The organism is Rhodococcus sp. WB9 (assembly GCF_007558985.1).
In the GTDB taxonomy this organism is placed as follows: domain Bacteria; phylum Actinomycetota; class Actinomycetes; order Mycobacteriales; family Mycobacteriaceae; genus Rhodococcus_F; species Rhodococcus_F opacus.
The window spans coordinates 6149307-6169321 of record NZ_CP041769.1 but is presented as its reverse complement, the minus strand read 5'-3'; the positions used below and the strand labels follow the sequence as shown (position 1 = coordinate 6169321).

Annotated in this window: 19 protein-coding genes; 5 read left to right on the top strand and 14 right to left on the bottom strand. The window is 66.3% G+C overall.

The window, feature by feature from the left end; all coding sequences use genetic code 11:
- Positions 1–32: 32 nt before the first annotated feature.
- The 11 genes from FND50_RS28860 to FND50_RS28810 form a co-directional block, all read right to left on the bottom strand.
- Positions 33–566 carry a carboxymuconolactone decarboxylase family protein gene (locus FND50_RS28860; RefSeq protein ID WP_007301347.1) on the bottom strand — a complete coding sequence of 178 codons (534 nt, stop codon included), beginning with the start codon at positions 564–566 and terminating at the stop codon, positions 33–35.
- Positions 563–1399 carry an SDR family NAD(P)-dependent oxidoreductase gene (locus tag FND50_RS28855; protein WP_007301348.1) on the bottom strand — a complete coding sequence of 279 codons (837 nt, stop codon included), beginning with the start codon at positions 1397–1399 and terminating at the stop codon, positions 563–565. The genes FND50_RS28860 and FND50_RS28855 overlap by 4 nt, the downstream gene beginning before the upstream one ends.
- 99 nt (positions 1400–1498) lie before the next feature.
- Positions 1499–2197: a GntR family transcriptional regulator gene (locus FND50_RS28850; protein ID WP_005251830.1), complete on the bottom strand. Its 699-nt coding sequence runs from the start codon at positions 2195–2197 to the stop codon at positions 1499–1501.
- Positions 2197–2910, bottom strand: a complete 714-nt coding sequence (gene urtE / locus FND50_RS28845; RefSeq protein ID WP_144287952.1) for an urea ABC transporter ATP-binding subunit UrtE — start codon at positions 2908–2910, stop codon at positions 2197–2199. Before urtE ends, FND50_RS28850 begins: the two co-directional genes overlap by 1 nt.
- Complete coding sequence (gene urtD / locus FND50_RS28840) at positions 2897–3742, bottom strand: urea ABC transporter ATP-binding protein UrtD (RefSeq protein WP_144287951.1); 846 nt, start codon at positions 3740–3742, stop codon at positions 2897–2899. The genes urtE and urtD overlap by 14 nt, the downstream gene beginning before the upstream one ends.
- Positions 3739–4857, bottom strand: coding sequence for an urea ABC transporter permease subunit UrtC (gene urtC, locus FND50_RS28835; RefSeq protein ID WP_144287950.1), 1119 nt, complete (start codon positions 4855–4857; stop codon positions 3739–3741). Before urtC ends, urtD begins: the two co-directional genes overlap by 4 nt.
- A complete protein-coding gene (gene urtB / locus FND50_RS28830) occupies positions 4854–5738 on the bottom strand; it encodes an urea ABC transporter permease subunit UrtB (protein ID WP_144287949.1) in 885 nt (294 codons plus the stop codon). The genes urtC and urtB overlap by 4 nt, the downstream gene beginning before the upstream one ends.
- A 41-nt stretch (positions 5739–5779) precedes the next feature.
- Positions 5780–7033, bottom strand: a complete 1254-nt coding sequence (gene urtA, locus FND50_RS28825; protein ID WP_005563339.1) for an urea ABC transporter substrate-binding protein — start codon at positions 7031–7033, stop codon at positions 5780–5782.
- Positions 7034–7295: 262 nt separating this feature from the next.
- A complete protein-coding gene (ramB, locus tag FND50_RS28820) occupies positions 7296–8708 on the bottom strand; it encodes an acetate metabolism transcriptional regulator RamB (protein ID WP_005251841.1) in 1413 nt (470 codons plus the stop codon).
- A 138-nt stretch (positions 8709–8846) separates the two neighbouring features.
- Complete coding sequence (gene fmdA / locus FND50_RS28815) at positions 8847–10106, bottom strand: formamidase (RefSeq protein WP_005563337.1); 1260 nt, start codon at positions 10104–10106, stop codon at positions 8847–8849.
- Positions 10107–10127: 21 nt separating this feature from the next.
- Positions 10128–10445 carry a zinc ribbon domain-containing protein gene (locus FND50_RS28810; RefSeq protein WP_005563336.1) on the bottom strand — a complete coding sequence of 106 codons (318 nt, stop codon included), beginning with the start codon at positions 10443–10445 and terminating at the stop codon, positions 10128–10130.
- A 373-nt stretch (positions 10446–10818) separates the two neighbouring features.
- Between FND50_RS28810 and aceA the strand changes: the two genes are divergently transcribed.
- The 3 genes from aceA to metE all read left to right on the top strand — a co-directional run bounded on the left by aceA (position 10819) and on the right by metE (position 15543).
- On the top strand, positions 10819–12108 hold the full coding sequence (gene aceA, locus FND50_RS28805) for an isocitrate lyase (RefSeq protein ID WP_005261078.1): 1290 nt from the start codon (positions 10819–10821) through the stop codon (positions 12106–12108).
- Positions 12109–12228: 120 nt separating this feature from the next.
- Positions 12229–13125 (top strand): 3-hydroxybutyryl-CoA dehydrogenase, encoded by an 897-nt coding sequence (locus tag FND50_RS28800; protein WP_005261077.1) that lies wholly within the window; start codon positions 12229–12231, stop codon positions 13123–13125.
- 123 nt (positions 13126–13248) lie between these two features.
- Positions 13249–15543, top strand: a complete 2295-nt coding sequence (gene metE, locus FND50_RS28795; protein ID WP_005261076.1) for a 5-methyltetrahydropteroyltriglutamate--homocysteine S-methyltransferase — start codon at positions 13249–13251, stop codon at positions 15541–15543.
- Between the two features lie 178 nt (positions 15544–15721).
- Here metE and FND50_RS28790 read toward each other — a convergent pair whose 3' ends face one another.
- Positions 15722–16519 carry a SigB/SigF/SigG family RNA polymerase sigma factor gene (locus FND50_RS28790; RefSeq protein ID WP_005261075.1) on the bottom strand — a complete coding sequence of 266 codons (798 nt, stop codon included), beginning with the start codon at positions 16517–16519 and terminating at the stop codon, positions 15722–15724.
- On the bottom strand, positions 16516–16950 hold the full coding sequence (locus FND50_RS28785; protein WP_005261074.1) for an ATP-binding protein: 435 nt from the start codon (positions 16948–16950) through the stop codon (positions 16516–16518). The genes FND50_RS28790 and FND50_RS28785 overlap by 4 nt, the downstream gene beginning before the upstream one ends.
- Positions 16951–17171: 221 nt before the next feature.
- On the opposite strand from FND50_RS28785, the gene FND50_RS28780 reads away from it, so the two are divergent.
- Complete coding sequence (locus FND50_RS28780; protein WP_144287948.1) at positions 17172–17936, top strand: GAF and ANTAR domain-containing protein; 765 nt, start codon at positions 17172–17174, stop codon at positions 17934–17936.
- A 358-nt stretch (positions 17937–18294) separates the two neighbouring features.
- Entirely contained in the window at positions 18295–18603 is a 309-nt protein-coding gene (locus FND50_RS28775) for an STAS domain-containing protein (RefSeq protein ID WP_231137685.1), read from the top strand.
- 23 nt (positions 18604–18626) lie between these two features.
- On the opposite strand, the gene FND50_RS28770 is transcribed toward FND50_RS28775, so the two are convergent.
- Positions 18627–19829 (bottom strand): glycosyltransferase, encoded by a 1203-nt coding sequence (locus FND50_RS28770; protein WP_144287947.1) that lies wholly within the window; start codon positions 19827–19829, stop codon positions 18627–18629.
- Positions 19830–20015: the final 186 nt, after the last annotated feature.

Below are 20015 nucleotides of genomic sequence, written 5' to 3'. Positions count from 1 at the left end.
CGGCCGTTCCTCTTCTCTACGCGATGCGGAAGCTACGAATAGTCGCGTTCGATCCTCAGAGTCCCGATGGTGGTGGCCAGGGCCTCGTACTGGGTCACCAGAAAGCAGAATTCGATCATCCGGCGGTCGTCGAAGTGGGTGCTCAGCGCCGACCACGTGGCATCGTCCAGGTTGTCGGTGGCGACGAGTTGGTCGACGGCAGTGAGGATGGCGCGGCGGCGCGCGTCCCAGCCCTCCGCATCGGGGCCTTCCCGCACCTGTTCGAGGAGCGCCGGGGTGACGCCCGCCCGGCGTCCGAGGCGCACGTGGTGGTCCATCTCGTAGCTGCACTGTCGCAGGTGTGCCACCCGAAGGATGATCAGTTCGGTCTCGTACCGGGAGATCTGACCGCCCGGCATCAGCTTGCCGGAGTACTGCAGCCACGCACGGAAGAGGCCCCCCGTGCGGCCCACCGTGCTGAACAGATGTGCGTCCGGCACACCGGCGACACGGGAGATGATTCGCCACAGCACCCAGTTGACGGGGCCGAGTTCCTTCAGACGTCCGGGTGGAATGCGTGCGGTCACGCCGCCCCCTCTCCTTCTACTCGTCCCCTCGCGGGAACGGCTGCGTGCGCGCGTAGTTCGATCGAACGGGTCATCTCCGTGGCCCGAAGTGCGAGCATACGCACAGAATCCGACCCGGGTACCCGGGACGGCGCGTATATCCGATTCTTCCTCCCCGCGATTCCCCGTTCGAGTGCATCGACCGCCACCGTGATCGAGGAGGTCCGGGTCAGTGCACTGCCGCGGGGTGGGGGAACCGCGAGGCCGTCGAAGTCGATCAGGGTCCGGTCCGTGTCGATCTCGCCGAGCCGAGCGATACCGACCCGGGTCCCCAGCGGTTTCATCTCGTCTCGCAGGGCCCAGCCGAGCTCCTCGGCACCGCCTCTCGTGGCGCCGTGGACGCCGCGCAGGGGGCTGAACGTCGTCGACGACGCCACCACGAGCGCGTACCCGTTGCGGTGGCCGATGTACGGTCCCGCGGCCCGCAGCGTGTGATACGTCCCCATCACGTTCACCTCGATGGCATACCGCATCACCTCCGGATCGCCCTCGACGATGTGGGCCGGGGGCGTCACACCCGCGTTGGCGACGACGACGTCGAGGCCGCCGAGTCGGTCGGCGAGGTAGTCGAACGAGTCCTCGACGGCTCGCCGGTCGCGGATGTCACATCGACGCCACGGTGCCCGGCCGCACGTGGTGGCGGTCTGTTCGAGGAGTTCGGGTTCGAGACCGAGCAGCCCGACGCGGGCGCCCCGCTCGTGAAGTCGTCTGGCGAGTCCGGCGCCGATACCCCGGGCTGCACCGGTGATCAGGACGCGGCGTCCGACCAGATTCTCTTCGAGAGTGCGTGACATGAAGCGAGTTCCCAACCTGTGTTACCGAGCGGTAGCAAGACGCTAGCACCCGCTCGGTTCGTTGGTGGGAAAAATGTCCAACCGAGTTGGACAACTGTCTCAATCCCGGATCGCCCACGCCATCCGTGCGAGGGAAAGTGCCTGTTCAGCACGCTCGATGACCACTTCACGCGACTCGCTGATATGCGCAAGCAGCGTGTCGTACGCCGTATCCAGCTTGCCGTCGAGAGCGAACTCGGCCACCGAGATGTGCTCGTCGATGGTCGCGCTCATGCGGTCGGGGGTGAGGTAGTCGAACATCCGGACCGGCCGCACCTTCGCATTCACGTTGACGAGCGCATCGGACAGCGCCCGGTTGCCGGCCGACCGCAGCAGAACGGTGTGGAACTGCTCGTCGAGCGCCACGAACCCGGCGTCCGGCTCGGGATTCTCCTTCCGCAACGCGTACCACCGGTCGAGCTCGGGTCCCAGAACGTCCGGGTCGTGCGACAGCGACTCGTCGGCGCGGACCCGGGCGATTCCCTGGAGTTCGAGCGTGATGCGCAGTTCGTACAGGCCGGCGAGCTCGTCGATGCGGGGGCGGTACGGAAACAACCCGCCCACGTCGCGCTGGACGAGTCCGTCGGCGAGAAGCCGGGCCAGGGCCTCCCGCACCGGCGTCCGGGACACCCCGTAGGTGTCGGCGAGACGCTCCTCGCCGAGACGCTGTCCCGGTGGGATCCGGCCGCTCATCAGGTCGGTGCGCAGCGACAGATACACGTGATCGCTGAGGGAGCCGGCCGGTTCTCGGCGCGCCATCAGATGGCCATTGCCGCGCGGACGTCGGAGACCGCGGTACGGACGTCGGTATCGGGTGCGGCGCCACCCGCGCCGGAGGACGTGACCCGCCCCGACTCGAGGACGTAGTAGCTCTCGGCGGATTCGAGCGCGAACCCGATGTGCTGTTCCACCAACAGGACTCCGAGCCCGCCGCGGCGGGTGAGTTCCACGATGGTGCGCTCGATCTCGGCCACGACGGACGGCTGAATGCCCTCCGTCGGTTCGTCGAGGATCAGCATCTTCGGTTCCGTGATCAGGGCCCGCGCGATGGCGAGTTGCTGACGCTGCCCGCCGGAGAGGAGACCGGCACGCCGGTCGAGCAGGCCGCGCAAAGCCGGGAACAGATCCAGCACCTCGCCGACGAGTTCCCTTCCGCGCTTGCGGCCGTCGGCCACCACCTGCAGATTCTCCGCGGTGGTCAGCTGACCGAACGACTGCTGGCCCTGCGGCACGTAGGCGAGGCCGCGCGCCACGCGGGCGCTCGGCCGCAGCGTCGTGACATCCTGGCCGTCGAACAACACCCGCCCGGTGTCGACCTTGATCAGTCCGACCGCGGCCCGGAGAAGCGTGGTCTTGCCCGCGCCGTTGTGTCCCATCACCGCGGCCACACCGTCCGACGGGACCGTCAGCGCGACTCCGTGGATCACTTCGGTTCGGCCGTACCCGGCCCGGATGTCGTCAAGCTCGAGCATCGCTGTCCTCCTTAGAAACCTCGGGCTGCAACTCGGGGGCGGCGCCGGCCGCGGCGGTCCCGAGGTACACCTCCTGCACACGCGGGTCGGCCTGCACCTGCTCCACGGTTCCCTCGCTCAGCACCTTCCCGGCGTGCAGCACGGTCACCGACGTCGCGAACGCGCGCATGAAGTCCATGTCGTGCTCGACCACCACGACGGTCCGCTCACCGCCGATGCGGCGCAGCAGGTTTCCCGTCTCGTCGCGTTCCTCGTGGCTCATGCCGGCCACCGGCTCGTCGAGGAGCAGGACGGAGCAGTTCTGCACCAGCAGCATCCCGATCTCGAGCCACTGCTTCTGCCCGTGCGCGAGGGTTCCCGCCGGGGTGTCGCGGAGCTTGCCGAGACCCGTGACGTCGAGCGCCTCCTCGATGGCGGGGAGCACCGTCTTGCGTCGGCGCAACAGTGTGAGTGCCGAACGGCCGGCGCCCGCCGCGATGTCGAGGTTCTGGAGAACCGTCAACTCCTCGAACACGCTGGCGGTCTGGAACGTGCGGCCCACGCCGAGCCGGGCGATGCGGTGCACCTTCTTGCCGATCAACTCGACACCGGATTTCGTGACCGATCCCGTCGCGGGGACGAGCCCGGTGACGGCGTCGACGAGAGTGGTCTTGCCGGCGCCGTTGGGGCCGATGAGGAACCGCAGGTCGCCCTGCATGAGGGTGAGGTCGACGCCGTCGACCGCCTTGAAGCCGTCGAAGCTGACCCGAAGGTCCCGGACCTCGAGGTACTCGCTGGACATTCCGGCGTTGCCGCCGAGCACGGGTTCCTTGGCCGTGGCAGGAATCGTCATCGCGCCATCTCCATTCGTTCCGTCGGCTCGGTCTCGTCTTCCGGTCCGGGCGGGGCAGGTTTGTCGGAGGAGGCCTTCTTCTTCCGCTTCAGCAGCGCGAACAGTCCCGCAACACCGGCCGGGAAGAAGCCGACGACCACGATGAACAGCAGACCCTGCGCGTACGTCCAGCCGGAGGGGAACGACTCCGAGAACGCGCTCTGCGCCCACGCCACCCCGATGGCGCCGAGGACCGGGCCGAGGAGTGTGGAACGTCCGCCGATGGCCACCCCGATCAGGAACGCGATCGACGGGACGATCCCGACGTCGGCGGGGGAGATGATGCCGACGATGGGCACGAACAGCGCGCCGGCGAGGCCCGCGAAGAACGCGGCCGTCACGTAGGCGACGAGTTTGATGTTCGCCGGGTCGTACCCGAGGAAGCGGACGCGCTCCTCCTGATCCCGGACGGCGACGAGCAGTTCGCCGTAACGGCTGTTCATCAGCTGCCGGGTGATCGCGACCACTGCCAGCAGCACACCTGCGGCGATGAAGAACAGCATCTGCTTGTTGGCCGGATCGTTCAGGTTGAAACCGAAGAACGTGCGGAACCGGTTGAGGCCGTTGCTTCCTCCGGTGCTCTGCTGGCCCACCAGCAGGATGGCGAACGCGGCGGCGAGCGCCTGGCTGAGGATCGCGAAGTAGGCGCCCTTGACGCGGCGCTTGAACACGCCGAGCCCGAGGACGAACGCCACCAGCGCCGGGATCAGCAGGATTCCCAGGATCGTCACGATCGGCGACGTGAACGGCACCCAGTAGCCCGGCAGTTCGCGGATGCCCGCGATCTGCATGAAGTCGGGCACGGTGTCGCCGCGGAGTTCGGCGTCGGCGATCTTCAGGTGCATCGCCATCATGTAGGCGCCCAATCCGAAGAACACACCCTGGCCGAGGGTGAGCATGCCGCCGCGGCCCCACGCCAGGCCGATACCGACCGCGACGATCGCGAAGCACAGGAACTTGCCGAGCAGGCTCAGCCGGAAGTCGCTGAGAACCGCGGGGGCGACGACGAACAGAAGCAGTGCGGCCAGCGCGAATCCCGCCCACGCGCGGTAGCGGGCACTCGTCAGGATGCTCATACGAGACTCCTCGTCTTGACGGCGAACAGGCCCTGCGGCCGAACCTGGAGGAACACCACGATGACCACGAACACGATGACCTTGGCGATCGACGCCGTGGTCGAGTACTCGACGAACGAATTGAGGATGCCGAGCGCGAACGCGGCGATCACCGCTCCCTTCATCTGGCCAAGGCCGCCGACCACGACCACCAGGAAGGCGTCGATGAGGTAGCTCTGCCCGATGGTCGGGCTCGTCGAGCCGATCAGGGTGAGCGCCACACCCGCGACACCCGCCAGACCGGAACCGATGAAGAACGTCGTCACATCGGTTCGGCGACTGGAGATCCCGCTCGTCTCCGCGAGGTCGCGGTTTTGCACCACGGCGCGGATGCGGCGTCCCATCGGGGACTTCTGCATCGCCAGCGACAGCGCGACCACGGCCGCGACGGCCAGCACCAGGATGAACAGGCGCGTCTTCGGCACCACCGCGCCGAGGATCTCCACACCGCCGGAGAGCCACTCCGGTGCGGCGACGTTGACGGCGGGTGCACCGAAGACGTCCCGCGCCAGCTGCTGCAGGATCAGTCCCACCCCGAACGTCACCAGCAGCGTGTCCAGCGGCCGGTGGTACATCCGCTTGACGAGGGTGACCTCGAGGAGGACGCCCATCGCGCCACCGACCACGAAGCCGACGAGCAGAGAGATGAACAGAGAACCGGTGGCGCTCGACACCACCTGCTGCACCACGTAAGCCGTGTACGAGCCGGCCATGATGAATTCGCCGTGGGCCATGTTGATGACGCCCATCTGGCCGAACGTCAACGACAGCCCCAACGCCGCCAGCAACAGGATCGATCCGATACTCAACCCGGTGAACAGCTGTCCGATCACTACATCCATCGATGTATGTCCTCTCTTCCCTGTGCTCGTCGGACCGTGTCCTAGCTACCCAGCGACTCGGCCCACGGGTAGGACTTCAGGTACGGGTCCGGCTGAATCGGGGTGCCCGAATCCCAGACCGTGTAGATCAGGCCGTCGTTCCGGATCTCACCGATGCGCGCGGTCTTGGTGATGTGGTGGTTGGACCCGTCGATGGTGACCAGTCCCTCCGGTGCGGCGAACGTGACGCCGTCCGCGTTGTCCTGGATGTCCTTGGTGGCGAAGGAGTTCGCTTTCTCGACGGTGTTCTTCCACAGGTACACGGACGTGTAGGCGGCCTCCATCGGGTCGGACGTCGGCTTGTTCGCGCCGTACCGGGCCTTGTACGCGTCGACGAACTTCTTGTTCTCCGGCGTGTCGATGGTCTGGTAGTAGTTCCAGGCGGTCAGCTGTCCCTCGATGTTCTGGACGCCGATACCGCCGACCTCCTCCTCGGCGATCGACACGGACACGACGGGCATGTCGGCGGGCTTCAGGCCGACGTTCGCGTACTCGCGGAAGAATGCGACGTTGGAATCGCCGTTCAGGGTGTTGAAGACGGCGTCCGCATCGGCGGAGCGGACCTTGTTGACGATGGTCGAGAAGTCGGTGGAGCCGAGCGGGGTGTAGTCCTCGCCCTTGATCTCGATACCGTTGGCCTCCGCGTACGCCTTGATGATGCGGTTGGCGGTCTGCGGGAACACGTAGTCGCTGCCCACCAGGTACAGCGACTTGACGCCCTTCTCCTTCAGGTAGTCGAGGGCGGGCACGATCTGCTGGTTGGTCGTGGCCCCGGTGTAGAAGATGTTCTTCGAATCCTCGAGCCCCTCGTACTGCACGGGGTAGTAGAGCAGCGAGTTGTTGTCCTCGAACACCGGCAGCATCGCCTTGCGGCTCGACGACGTCCAACCGCCGAACACGGCTGCGACGCAGTCACTGCTGATCAGCTTCTCCGCCTTCTCGGCGAATACGGTGGGCTCTGAGGCCCCGTCCTCCGCGACGATCTGGATCTTCTTGCCGAGCACGCCGCCCGAGTTGTTGATCTCGTCGACCGCGAGCGCGATCGAATCCCGGACGGTCACCTCGCTGATGGCCATCGTGCCGGACAGCGAGTTCAGTGACCCGACCTTGATCGTGTCCCCGGAGGTGTCCACACAGGACGCCGCGGTGGACTCGCCGGCCGTGTCGGACGCCTTGCTGCCACAACCGGTCAGCACGAGCCCGATGGCGGCGAGCGCGGTCGGTGCAGCGAGGGCGCGCTTGGAGAAGGTGCGCATGTACGGGCCTTTCCGTCGGAGGACTTGGGGACCTCCGCAACCCGGGACATGTATCCGCCCCACGTATACAGAGGTGTATTCGTGGGGCGAACATTAAGCGGCCGTTGTTGCGTCTGAATGTCTGTCGGTGACGTGTTCGTGACGCGAATTACGGTTACGTGAACAAGCGCTCACAGAGCCCCCGGCGTGGCCGGATGCTGCTGCCGCTGCGGCCAATGTCACACCGGTTCAGTCGGATTGAACCGATGTGACAAAGGACGAGTCAGCGGATCAGGTACGGGGAGACCGAACTCTGGTGCTCGCTGATGTCGAGTTGCTTGCCGAGCGGCGGGAACGCGCGCTGCGGGCAGTTGACGCGCTCGCACACCCGGCAGCCGGCGCCGATGGGGGTGCCCGGGTTGGAATCGTCGAGGTCGAGACCGTCGCCGTAGACGAGGCGGTGGGCGTGCCGGATCTCGCAGCCGAGCCCGATCGCGAAGATCTTGGCGGGCTGGCCGTAGCGCTGGGCGCGACGTTCGACGGTGCGGGCGATCCACAGGTACCGGCGGCCGTCCGGCATCTGCGCGATCTGGTTCATGATCTTGCCGGGGTACGCGAACGTCTCGTACACGTTCCACAGCGGGCACGTGCCACCGCTGGTGGAGAAGTGGAACCCGGTGGCGGACTGCCGCTTCGACATGTTCCCGGCCCGGTCGACGCGGACGAACATGAACGGGACACCGCGCAGCTTCGGGCGCTGCAGCGTCGAGAGACGGTGACAGATCGTCTCGTAGCTCACCGAGTAGAACGCGGAGAGCCGCTCGATGTCGTACCGGAAGTCCTCGGCCACGTCGTGGAACTGGCCGTAGGGAAGCACCGTGGCCGCAGCGAAGTAATTGGCCAGCCCGAGCCGGGCGAGCGCAACGGACTCGTCGCTCGTGAAGCCGCCCTCCGCCACCAGCTTGTCGAGCAGGTCGCCGTATTCGAGGAACGCGAGCTCGGTCGCGAACTTGAACACCTGCTGGCCGCCCGACAAATGCGGCGAGATCTCCAGCAGCCGGGATTCGGGGTCGTACCGGTGCAGGACGTTCTCGCCGAGGTCGATGCGCCTGACGATCTGCACGTCGTGCACGGTCTGCAACCTGCGGGCGATCTCACCGCCGACGTCGCCGCGGTGGAATCGCATGCGCGCGGTCAGTTCCTCCGCCGCCGTGTCCAGTTCGTGCAGATAGTTCTGCCGCTGATAGAAGTAGTCGCGGACCTCTTCGTGCGGCATCGTGATCGAGCCGCTGCCGCTGCCGTCGCTGTAGCGGTCCTCCGTGGCGAGAGCCAGCTGCGCGGTGGTGTTGCGGAAGCGGCGGTGCATGTTGACCATCGCCTTCGCCAGACCCGGATGCGACGCCACCATCTCCGCGATCTCCTGGGCGTCCGCGTCGATGCCCATCTCCTGGTCCAGCGCCACCTCGCGCATCTCCGCGATCAGGCGTGTGTCGTCCTGGGACGAGAAGAACGTGGTGTCGACGCCGAACACCTCGCTGATCCGCAGCAGCACCGGCACCGTCAGCGGCCGGACATCGTGCTCGATCTGATTGAGGTAGCTGGCGGAGATCTCCAGCGTCTTCGCCAGCGCCGCCTGGCTCAGTCCACGCTCGGTTCGGAGCTGACGCAACCGGGTGCCGACGAAGGTCTTGGACATACGGCAATGGTACCGGTGCAGGTCAGATGTGCGAACGGAACCTTCGCAAGATTCACTCGCGCGGGTCGGGACGCGATGACGCGGGGCGAACGTACCTCTGGGCGCACTGGAGGCGCTGAAAGGTACATTCGCCCGTGCTCAGGCCTTGTTCTCCGAGCGCGGCGCGCCGACGCCCGGGTCGATCTGGAACGGACCCGACGCGGACGGTGCGACGGGGAAGTCGAACATCGCCGTTGGCAGGTACACCGTCGAGCAGGAGTTCGGGATGTCCACCACCCCCGACAGCCGGCCCTCGATCGGTGCGGCGCCGAGCAGGAGGTAGGCCTGCTCGGGGCTGTACCCGAACTTGGTGAGGTAGTCGATCGCGTGGAGACAGGCTCGCTGATACGACAGGTGCGAGTCGAGGTACTTCTGTTCCCCGTCGAGGGTGACGGACGTTCCGGAGAACGCGAGCCACTCCGAGTACTGCGGGTCCGTGTTGCCGGGCATGAAGATCGCGTTCTCGGACACGCCGTACGTGTCCATGCCGCCCTTGATGATGTCGACGCGCAGGTCGATGAAGCCACCCATCTCGATGGCGCCGCAGAACGTGATCTCGCCGTCGCCCTGGGAGAAGTGCAGATCGCCGACGGACAGGTTCGCGCCGTCGACGAACACCGGGTAGAAGACGCGGCTGCCCTTGGTGAGGTTCTTGATGTCCTGGTTGCCGCCGTTCTCGCGTGGGGGCGCGGTGCGGGCGGCCTCGCCGGCGACGCGGTCGAAGTCGGCGCCCGACAGAGACCCGAGGACGGCGTCCTGCGGTTCGGGCGGCAGGGCGAGTGGGGGAACCCGGCCCGGGTCGGTGGCGATGAGCGCGCCCTCCCTCGCGTTCCACTTCGACAGGAGGGCGGCCGACGGCGCGGTGCCCATCAGTCCGGGGTGGACGATGCCGGTGAACGAGACGTGCGGGACGTGCCGCGACGTGGCGGTCTGACCGGAAAAATCCCAGACGGCCTTGTAGGCGTCGGGGAACTGCTCGGTGAGGAATCCGCCGCCGTTGTGGCGGGAGAAGATCCCGGTGTACCCCCATCCCTGGCCTGCCAGCGGGCCGGAATCCTCCTGGGGGATCGGTCCGACGTCCAGGATGTCGACGATCAGCAGGTCGCCGGGCTTCGCGCCCTCCACGGCGAACGGTCCGGACAGTGTGTGAACCGTGGTGAGGGGCGCGTTCAGGATGTCGTCGGCGGAGTCGTCGTTGTGGATGGCGCCGTCGAACCATTCGCGGCAGTGCACGCGGAAGGAGTCGCCCGGTTTCACCGTGACTGCGGCCGGGATGTCCGGGTGCCAGCGGTTGTGGCCGACGATCGCCTGATCGGTGAACTTCTTCGAGGAATCGAGCGGAAACAGCAGTTCGGGCATGTGCGCTCCTTCGGTGACCGGTCAGGGACGAGGAAGTCGGCGGTGCAGCGGGTTGTTCGTGACGGGTGAACGCCCGGCCGTGGTCCCAGGCGGCGGACCGGTGACGACGTCCGGTTCGTGAGCCGACCTCTTCGTGCTGTCGAGGAGGTTCATCGCGGACGACGACCCGTGTCCGAGCCGCGGCGAGGACACGCGCCGGACGGCGTCGCGGTCGCATCGGGGGCAGCGGGTGGTGCCGGGTGCGTCGGCCATGGGGAACGACCGCTCGAACGAGCCGCAGTCGGCGGCGCATCGGAATTCGTACAGCGGCATCTGGTGCCCTTCGCCGGAGGAGACCATTCGACGTCACGGTAACCGACCTGATTGGTGATTGCAGTCACAACGGGCGCGTCGAGGGGTATGCGGCGGCGGGAAGGCGAGGGGCGCAGGGGCGGAACTATCTGTGTACGACGAGTTGCGTGCATTTGGTTCACCACCTGCGGCTTTTTGCTACTGGCGAGTATTTTTCCTCTCCGATCGGGCAGGTATGGCGCCGAACTTTCTTAACAGTCTTTGCAAGGAGATGTGAAAAGCTAGCCAAGATTGGCAGTAGCAACAGGTAGACGGCACTTTTTGCTTGTGTCACTCTGGGTAAGTACATACGAAGGGCCTGGCAAGGATGTGAAGCAGTACATCCGTACCGGACCAGCAGATCGAAGAGAGTGGAGTCTTGATGTCGACCACCGGCACCCCGAAGACCGCAGCTGAAATCCAGCAGGATTGGGACACCAACCCGCGCTGGAAGGGAGTAACCCGCAACTACACGGCGGAGCAGGTCGCCAAGCTCCAGGGCACCGTTGTCGAAGAGCAGACCCTCGCACGCCGTGGTTCCGAGATCCTCTGGGACCTCGTGAACAACGAGGACTACATCAACTCGCTGGGCGCGCTGACCGGTAACCAGGCCGTTCAGCAGGTCCGTGCAGGCCTCAAGGCCATCTACCTGTCCGGCTGGCAGGTCGCCGGTGACGCGAACCTGTCCGGACACACCTACCCCGACCAGAGCCTCTACCCGGCCAACTCGGTCCCGCAGGTCGTGCGCCGCATCAATAACGCCCTGCTGCGCGCCGACGAGATCGCCAAGGTCGAGGGCGACACCTCCGTCGACAACTGGCTCGCCCCGATCGTCGCCGACGGCGAAGCAGGCTTCGGTGGCGCGCTCAACGTCTACGAGCTGCAGAAGGCCATGATCGCGGCCGGCGTCGCCGGTTCGCACTGGGAAGACCAGCTCGCGTCGGAGAAGAAGTGCGGCCACCTCGGTGGCAAGGTCCTCATCCCCACGCAGCAGCACATCCGCACCCTGACCTCGGCTCGCCTCGCGGCCGACGTCGCGGACGTTCCCACCGTGGTCATCGCCCGCACCGATGCCGAGGCCGCGACCCTCATCACGTCCGACGTCGACGAGCGCGACCAGCAGTTCCTGGACGGCACCCGCACCGCCGAGGGCTTCTTCGGTGTCAAGAACGGCATCGAGCCCTGCATCGCTCGCGCCAAGGCCTACGCCCCGTACGCCGACCTCATCTGGATGGAGACCGGCGTGCCGGACCTCGAGGTCGCCAAGAAGTTCGCCGAGTCCGTTCGCAGCGAGTTCCCGGACCAGCTGCTCGCCTACAACTGCTCGCCGTCCTTCAACTGGAAGGCGCACCTGGACGACTCGACCATCGCGAAGTTCCAGAAGGAGCTCGGCGCGATGGGCTTCAAGTTCCAGTTCATCACCCTGGCCGGCTTCCACTCGCTCAACTACGGCATGTTCGACTTGGCCCACGGCTACGCCCGCGAGGGCATGACCGCCTTCGTCGACCTGCAGGAGCGCGAGTTCAAGGCAGCCGAGGAGCGTGGCTTCACCGCCATCAAGCACCAGCGTGAGGTCGGTGCCGGCTACTTCGACAGCATCGCCACCACGGTCGACCCCAACACCTCGACGGCTGCTCTGAAGGGATCCACCGAAGAGGGTCAGTTCCACTGAGCCTTGTCCTCCAAGGCTTCGACCGATCACGGTTTCACCTGATCAACCCGACCCCGGGGAGGGGCCTGTAACCGGGCCCCTCCCCGGGCGACGACTCCACTAGACGAAAAAGGAGCTGACGTGACCAGCGAAAAGATTCAGCGCGTCGGCGTGATCGGCGCCGGGATCATGGGTGCCGGAATCGCTGAGGTGTGTGCTCGCGCGCACGTCGACGTTCTGGTGTTCGAGCAGACCCGCGAGCTTGCGGCGGCGGGGCGTTCGCGCATCCTCCGGTCGCTCGACCGCGGAGTGAGCAGCGGCAAGATCACCGAGCGGGAACGTGAGCAGGCCGCCTGGCGGCTGCGGTTCACCTCCGATCTCGGTGATTTCGCGGACCGACAGCTCGTCGTGGAGGCCGTCGTCGAGGACGAGAAGGTGAAGAGCGAGATCTTCACCGAACTCGACCAGGTCGTGACGGATCCGAACGCCGTACTGGCGTCCAACACGTCGTCGATCCCGATCATGAAGCTGGGCATCGCCACGAAGTCCCCGGAACGGGTCATCGGGATGCACTTCTTCAACCCCGTTCCGGTGCTTCCCCTCGTCGAGCTGGTGACCACGCTCAAGACGAGCAAATCGGTGTCCGAGCGGGCCGAGGCCTTCGCCAGCGATGTGCTGGGCAAGCAGGTCGTCCGTTCCGCGGACCGTTCCGGATTCGTCGTCAACGCCCTCCTGGTGCCCTACCTGCTCTCCGCGATCCGCATGGTGGAGTCCGGGTTCGCCACCAAGGAAGACATCGACAAGGCAACGGTTCTCGGCCTCGCACACCCGATGGGTCCGCTCGCGCTGACCGACCTGGTGGGCCTGGACACGGTCAAGTCCATCGCCGACTCCATGTACGAAGAGTTCAAGGAGCCCCTGTACTCGGCGCCGCCGCTGCTGCTTCGCATGGTCGAGGCCGGGTTGGTCGGCAAGAAGTCCGGAGCGGGCTTCTACGAGTACGGCGACAACGGTCGTGCCAGCAAGAAGGCCAGCTAGTAGGTAGGTAGGCGACTACACCTGTGCGCCTTTCACGACCACTGGCGGTTGTGAGAGGCGCACAGGTGCATCGAGCCCAGAGGCATACTCAGCCACTGGACTGAGTCCAGAAAGGTCGACCGCATGTCCAGCACCGCAGCATACGGATCCAGCATCCTGGGGTATCCCCGCATCGGACCTCGCCGCGAACTCAAGCGTGCCCTCGAGTCCTACTGGCACGGCACGAGCACGAAGGAAGAACTCGTCGCCGTCGCCCGGGACCTTCAGGAGGAGACGTGGAGCGAACTCGCCGCGACCGGTCTGACCCAGGTCCCGGGCAACACGTTCTCCTACTACGACCACGTACTCGACAACGCGCTGCTGTTCGGTGCCGTGCCCGAGCGGTTCGAGCCGCTCGAGAGTCAGCTCGATCCGCTGGACTTCTACTTCACGCTGGCCCGTGGCCGGCCGGACTTCCCGCCGCTCGAGCTGGTGCGGTTCTTCGGCACCAACTACCACTACCGTCAGCCCGAACTGGACGAGAACACCGAGTTCTCGCTGCGGTCCGAGACCGTGATGGACGAGTTCGAGCGGGCGAAGGCGCGCGGGATCGAATTACGTCCCGTCATCCTCGGCCCGGTGTCGCTGCTCCTGTTGTCGAAGGTCGGTCCGACGTCGAAGCGGCACGGCTTCTCGACCCTCGACCTGCTGGACAAGGTGCTGCCGGAGTACGAGCGGCTGTTCGAGCAGCTCGCGAAGGCGGGCGCCACCTGCGTCCAGCTGGACGAGCCGTCGTTCACCGAAGACCGCACACCGGAAGAACTGGCCGCGCTGGCCAAGGCGTACGAGAAGCTGTCGCACGCACCGCTGCGGCCCCGCATCCTCGTCACCGGTCCGTACGGGCATCTCGGGGAGGCGCTCGCCATCCTCGCCTCCACCAAGGTGGAGGCTCTGGGCCTCGATCTCGTCAGTCACCGGCTCAGCGCCGACGAGCTGGCGAAGATCCCGGGCATGAAGCGTAAGCGCATCTACGCCGGTGTGGTCGACGGCCGCAACGTGTGGCGCGTCGACCGGTACAACACGCTGACGTACCTGAACACGCTGAAGGACGTCGTGCCGGATCTCGTGGTGTCGACGTCGACGTCGTTGCTGCACGTGCCGTACGACGTGTTGTCCGAGTACGACATCCCGGGTGATGTCGCGGACCGGCTCGCGTTCGCGAAGCAGAAGGTCGGCGAGGTGGTCTCGCTGGCGAAGGCGCTCACCGAGGGGCCGTCCGACAAGTGGCGCAAGCGTCCCACGTCGGTGCACTTCAAGCTCAAGCACGCGGTGCGAGCACGGGTCAATGCGATCAAGCCGGGCGACCGCTTCCGGGTTCCGTACGAGGAGCGGCGGGTCGCCCAGCAGGAGCGACTGAACCTGCCGCTGGTCCCGGCGACGACGCTGGGCTCGTTTCCGCAGACGGACGCGATCCGCCAGGCCCGGTACGAGCTGGGTGAGGGACGCCTCGAGTGGGAGGAGTACTACAAGCGGATCCAGGCCGAGATCGAAAGCACGATCCGGTTGCAGGAAGACATCGGTCTCGACGTCTTCGTGCACGGTGAGCACGAACGCAACGACATGGTGCAGTACTTTGCGGAGCTTCTCGAAGGGTATGCCTTCACCCACAACGGGTGGGTGCAGGCTTACGGCTCGCGGTGTACACGTCCGCCGATCCTCTACGGGGACGTGTCGCGGCCGAAGCCGATGACCGTCGAGTGGATTTCGTACGCGCAGTCGCTGACGGACAAGCCGGTCAAGGGCATGCTCACGGGTCCGGTGACGATGATCGCGCGGTCGTTCGTCCGCCAGGATCAGCCGCTGTACGAGACGGCAGACCAGTTGGCGCTGGTGATCCGTGACGAGATCGCCGACCTCGAGGCGGCGGGTATCGCGATCATCCAGGTCGACGAGCCGGCGATCCGGGAACTGCTGCCGTTGCGCGAGAACGGCCGCGAGGCGTATCTCGAGTGGGCGGTCGACGCATTCCGTCTCGCGACGGGCGGGGCGAAGCCGGAGACGCAGATCCACACGCATATCACGTACACGAGCCGGGCGTCGGTGGTCGACGCCATCGAACGGCTCGATGCGGACGTGACCGCGATCGTGGCGACGCGCTCCATCACGTGGGTGCTCGATGCCATCAAGGAGCGCGCGCTGACCCACGGTGTCGGTCCGGGTGTGTACGAGAGCCGATCGGCCCGGATCCCGGACATCGACGAGTTGGACGAACTGCTCACGGAGGCGAGCGAGTCGATCTCACTCGAGCGGTTGTGGGCCAACCCGGACGGCGGACTGAAGACGCGGCACTACTGGCAGCTCGAGCCCTCGCTGCGCAATATGGTGGCGGCCGCGAAGCGTCTCCGCAGACGGGCCGAGAAGGAAGAATCCGAGGCCTGATTTCGCAGGCGTGTTCGGGGTCACCGCCTCAGCGGTGGCCCCGAACGTTCCTTTCGCCGCGCAAATATGTTGACGTGTAGGCCGCCACGAGTGTGGGCCAGCACGCGACGGCGCCTACGACCGCGTGGTCGGCAGCACGTGCGGTACCGATTCGTGATCGACACGGCAACGATCTGACCTACGCATCACCGAGTTGATCTCGCAGTGACGCCAGTGTCTTCGCCAGCAACCGGGACACGTGCATCTGCGAGATGCCGACTCGGTCGGCGATCTGGGTCTGTGTCATGTTGCCGAAGAACCGCAGCATGAGGACGGTCCGCTCTCGTTCGGGGAGAGATTGGAGCAGGGGGCGCAGGGTTTCGTGGTTCTCGACGTCGTCCATCGCGGCGTCGTAGTCGCCGAGTGTCTCCACCATCGACAGCTCGCCGGTCCGGTCCGACGACGTGTTGTCGACGGAGACGGTCTGATACGCGTTGCCGGCGAGGAGCCCCTGCGCCACCTCCTCCTGTTCGAGGTCCAGGTGTTCGGCGAGTTCGCTGACGGTGGGGGCGTGACCGAGGCTCTGGGACAGTTCGGCGACGGCCTGGCTGAGCGCGAGGTGCAGTTCCTTCATCCGGCGGGGTACTCGCACGGCCCACCCGGTGTCGCGGAAGTGCCGTCGTACCTCGCCCATGATGGTGGGGACGGCGAACGACACGAAGTCGGATCCCCGCTCCACGTCGAACCGGTCGACCGAGTTGACCAGTCCGAGGCGCGCGACCTGAACCAGATCGTCGTGCGCCTCGCCGCGGCCGTCGAAGCGTCGCGCGATGTGTTCGGCGAGTGGGAGACAGCGCGTCACGACGGCGTCCCGCAGTCTGCGGCGCCGGGGATCGTCCTCGTCGAGGGCTGCCATCTGTTCGAAGAGTGCTGTGACGTCCTGATACTCGTCCGGCCAACGGGCCGTGTGCCCCCCACTGTGAGTATGGGACGTCACAGACTCAGGCCGTTCTTCACCTTGGTGAATTCCATGGTGGTCACGAAGCCCGCGGTAGCGGGGTCGGGTTCCTGTTTCAGATCGACCGAATCGGTGAGGGCGTTGAGTACGTGCCAGGCGAACGAACGCTCGCCGAGGGAGCCGACCGACGTGGTGGTGCTCGATACGTCGACTCGCAGGGTGTTGTCGAGATATTGCAGCCGGCACACCAGGAGCGCGTCCGGTGTCGCGCGGACGATCAGCTGGGTACAGATCTCGTCCATGGCCAGTTTGATGTCGGCGATGGAGTCGAGGTCGAAATCTTCGTGGATGGCAACGGTTGCTGCCAGGGCGCGCAGTACGGAGAGCTGATCGGGCGTTGCTCGAACGCGCAGTTCGACGACGGGATGTGTGTGATCCTGGTCGGGTTCGATTGTCTTGGCGATGGCCATGAGACCTCCGGGTCGGGCGTACCGTGCTGTCGGCGGGCGGTGGGTCGGCTCGCGCTGCTGAGAAGTCAGGGTAGCGATCCGGCGACACCGCAGGTGGAATACCGCAGAACAGGACCGATCAAACCAGTCCGATCAGTACGTTTGCCCGAGTACTGTTGGCGGCACGATCAGCGTTCCTGAGGCCCTCGGCAGGGTCATGGTGGTCACGGGAGACGAGTGGGATGCCTGACGAGATTCACCTGCACACGTTGACGAGTGCTGTCGCGGCTGTGCACGCCGACGCGGTCGCCGTGTCGCTCGACTCGGTGCTCGAGTTGCTCGAGCCGGAGGACGAGACCGTCGTCGCGCTGCACACGCTGTGCCGTCGGGTAGTCCAGACGTTCCCGGGTGCGGCGATGGCCGGGATCACCGTTGTCCGGGCGACGGGTCCCGTCACGGTGGCCGCGACCTCGGACGAGCTCGCGGCACTCGAGGAGTTGCAGTACCGCCTCGGTGAGGGTCCTGCGCTCGACGCCGTACGCTCCGGCGAGACCGTGCGGGCCGACCGTGCCGCCGCGCACGAGAGGTGGCCGGCGTATGCCGCGAGTTCCGAACCGGCCGGCGTCCACAGCTATCTGTCCGTACCCCTGCCCGTCGCGGAGCAGTCCGCCGCGCTGAATCTGTACGGACTGCTGCCGCACGCCTTCCACCGGATGGACGAGTCGGCGCTGGAGTTGTACGTCGAGGCGGCTGCGGTCGCGGTGCGCAATGCCCGGCGGTACAGCGAGGCGAGAAACCTGATCGAGCAACTTCGTATCGCCCTCCGGTCCCGCGCCGTCATCGATCAGGCGAAGGGAATCGTGATGGCGTTGCGGGGTCTCGACGCCGAGACCGCGTTCGACGTCCTCGTCACGCGTTCGCAGCGGGAGAACGTCAAACTGCGCGTGGTCGCAGAACGTGTCGTCGCGGCTGTTTCGGCGCGTACAACCGTGCATAACGGTTTGTAATCGCTCACCAGGGCAAATGAGAGCTCGAGTATCTGTTATTTCCTTGTGACACATCACAGGCGGGAGTAGTCTCGAACCGAGGTTGAACACACAGCCGATGTCGGGAAGCGCTGCGGTAGCAGACGGTGTCATGTGTCCGAGGTCGGGTCTGTCTGCAGGTGCTCCGCTTCCCCTCTCAATGTTCGAGATGGGGTGAGCCATGTCTGTTGGTCCAGGGGTCCCAGAACCTGAAATGGCGTGTTCGGGCACGGAGTTCGGTACCACGTACAAGCCGAGGGTAACGCTCTCGGCTGTCGGTTCCGCTCCGACACGCTGTGCGAGCGCGGAATTCACTTCCGAGCGACTCGGGTCCGGGGTGATGTTGGTAGGGGTACGAGGCGAGATCGACCTGTTCAGTGCACCGGGGTTCCGCGACTACGTGTGCACGCGGATCTCGCCGGAGGGGCAGTTCATCCTCGACATGTCGCAGGTGGATTTCATCGGAACCGCGGGTTTGTCGGTGCTCGACACCGTCCACACGACGAACGTCCGGGACGGGCGGACGTGGGCGATGATCTGCGGCCGTCCCGTATATCGGCTGCTCAGAGCGGCGGGCCAGGAGTCGAGCTACCCCTGCTTCGCTTCCGTGGACAGTGCCCTCGGGGCCTGGCACGGCCGAACGGCCTGACCGTCCGAACCGGCGCCCGACTTTCAGTGGGCGCCGGTTCGACTCGTGCGCGGAGGGGCCGACACGCAGCGGCCGTAGGCGCGGAGAGTGTCGGTGGCGACCCGGTCCCACGAGTAGCGGGCGCGGGCGCGATCGCAGCCCGCCATGCCGTATCCCGTGCGCAGGGCGTCGTCGTCGAAGATCTGTCGCAGGGCCTCGGCCAGGCGGACCGGGTTGCGCGGTGAGATGAGCCGTCCGGTGATGCCGTCGACCACCGTGTCCCGCATCCCGCCGACGGCGGACGCCACCACCGGGGTGCCGCAGGCCATCGCCTCGAGCGGAACCATGCCGAACGGCTCGTACCACGGGGTGCACACGACGGCATCCGCCGAGCGCAGCAGCGAGGGCATGGCGTTTCTCGGCACGCGCCCGACGATCCGTACCCGGTTGCGCACCTTCGCCTCACGGGCCAGTGTCAACAGTCGCGACGCTTCCGGGTCGTCGGCGACGTCGTCGGCGGCCGGACCGCCCGCGATGACGAGTTCGGTGTCGGGGAAGTGGGAGAGTGCCTCGATCGCGGTGTCGAAGCCCTTGCTCGGCGCCAGCCGGCCGACCATGACGAGGCGATGCCGTTTACCCTTCTCGTCGGCCCGGCCGTCGGGCGTGAACTCGGCGACGTCGACGCCGGACGGAACCACGGACGTACGCGAGCGCGGCAGGCCGAGGTGGGAGAGTTCGAAGACCTCGTCCGTACACGTCGCCACCACCCGGGTGGCGCCGCGGGCGATCAACTGTTCCAAGTGAATTCGGTTGTGAGTGCTCGACGAATCCGCGCGCTCGAACCTCTGCTCGACCACCCCGAGCGCATGGAATGTCTGGACCACCGGAATGCCGAGCGTGCGGGCGGCGAGTTGCGTCGCGATCCCGGACATCCAGTAGTGGGCGTGGACGATGTCGGGCCGTTCGGATTCCCATTCGGTCTTGAGGAAGCTGCCGAATGCCCCCATCAGCGGCAGGATCTCGGCCTCGGCCATCCGCCGCGCCGGCCCGACCGGCACGTGCACGACGGTGTACCCGCCCGGGGTGGTGACCCGCTCCGGGGCGTCCTCGCTGTCCGCCCGGGTATAGACGGTGACGTCGTGACCCTCTCGTGTGAGGGCTGCCGACAGTTCGGCGAGGTGAATGCTCTGCCCCCCGACGTCGGCGCCGTCCGAGACGTCGAGAGGACTGGCGTTGGCCGAGACCATCGAAATCCTCAATCGTCTCGAGGTGCCGACGGCTGCCGTTCTCATCGGTTGCCCGCCGCACACGGGAGGTCTGGGTTCGCGATGAATGGCCGTCATGCCACGGGGATTCCCGAACTTCGGGTTTGTAAACCGACCGGCTAGCACTCTGTCACAGGACAGGTTGCACCAGCCGGCCGGTATTGCGTT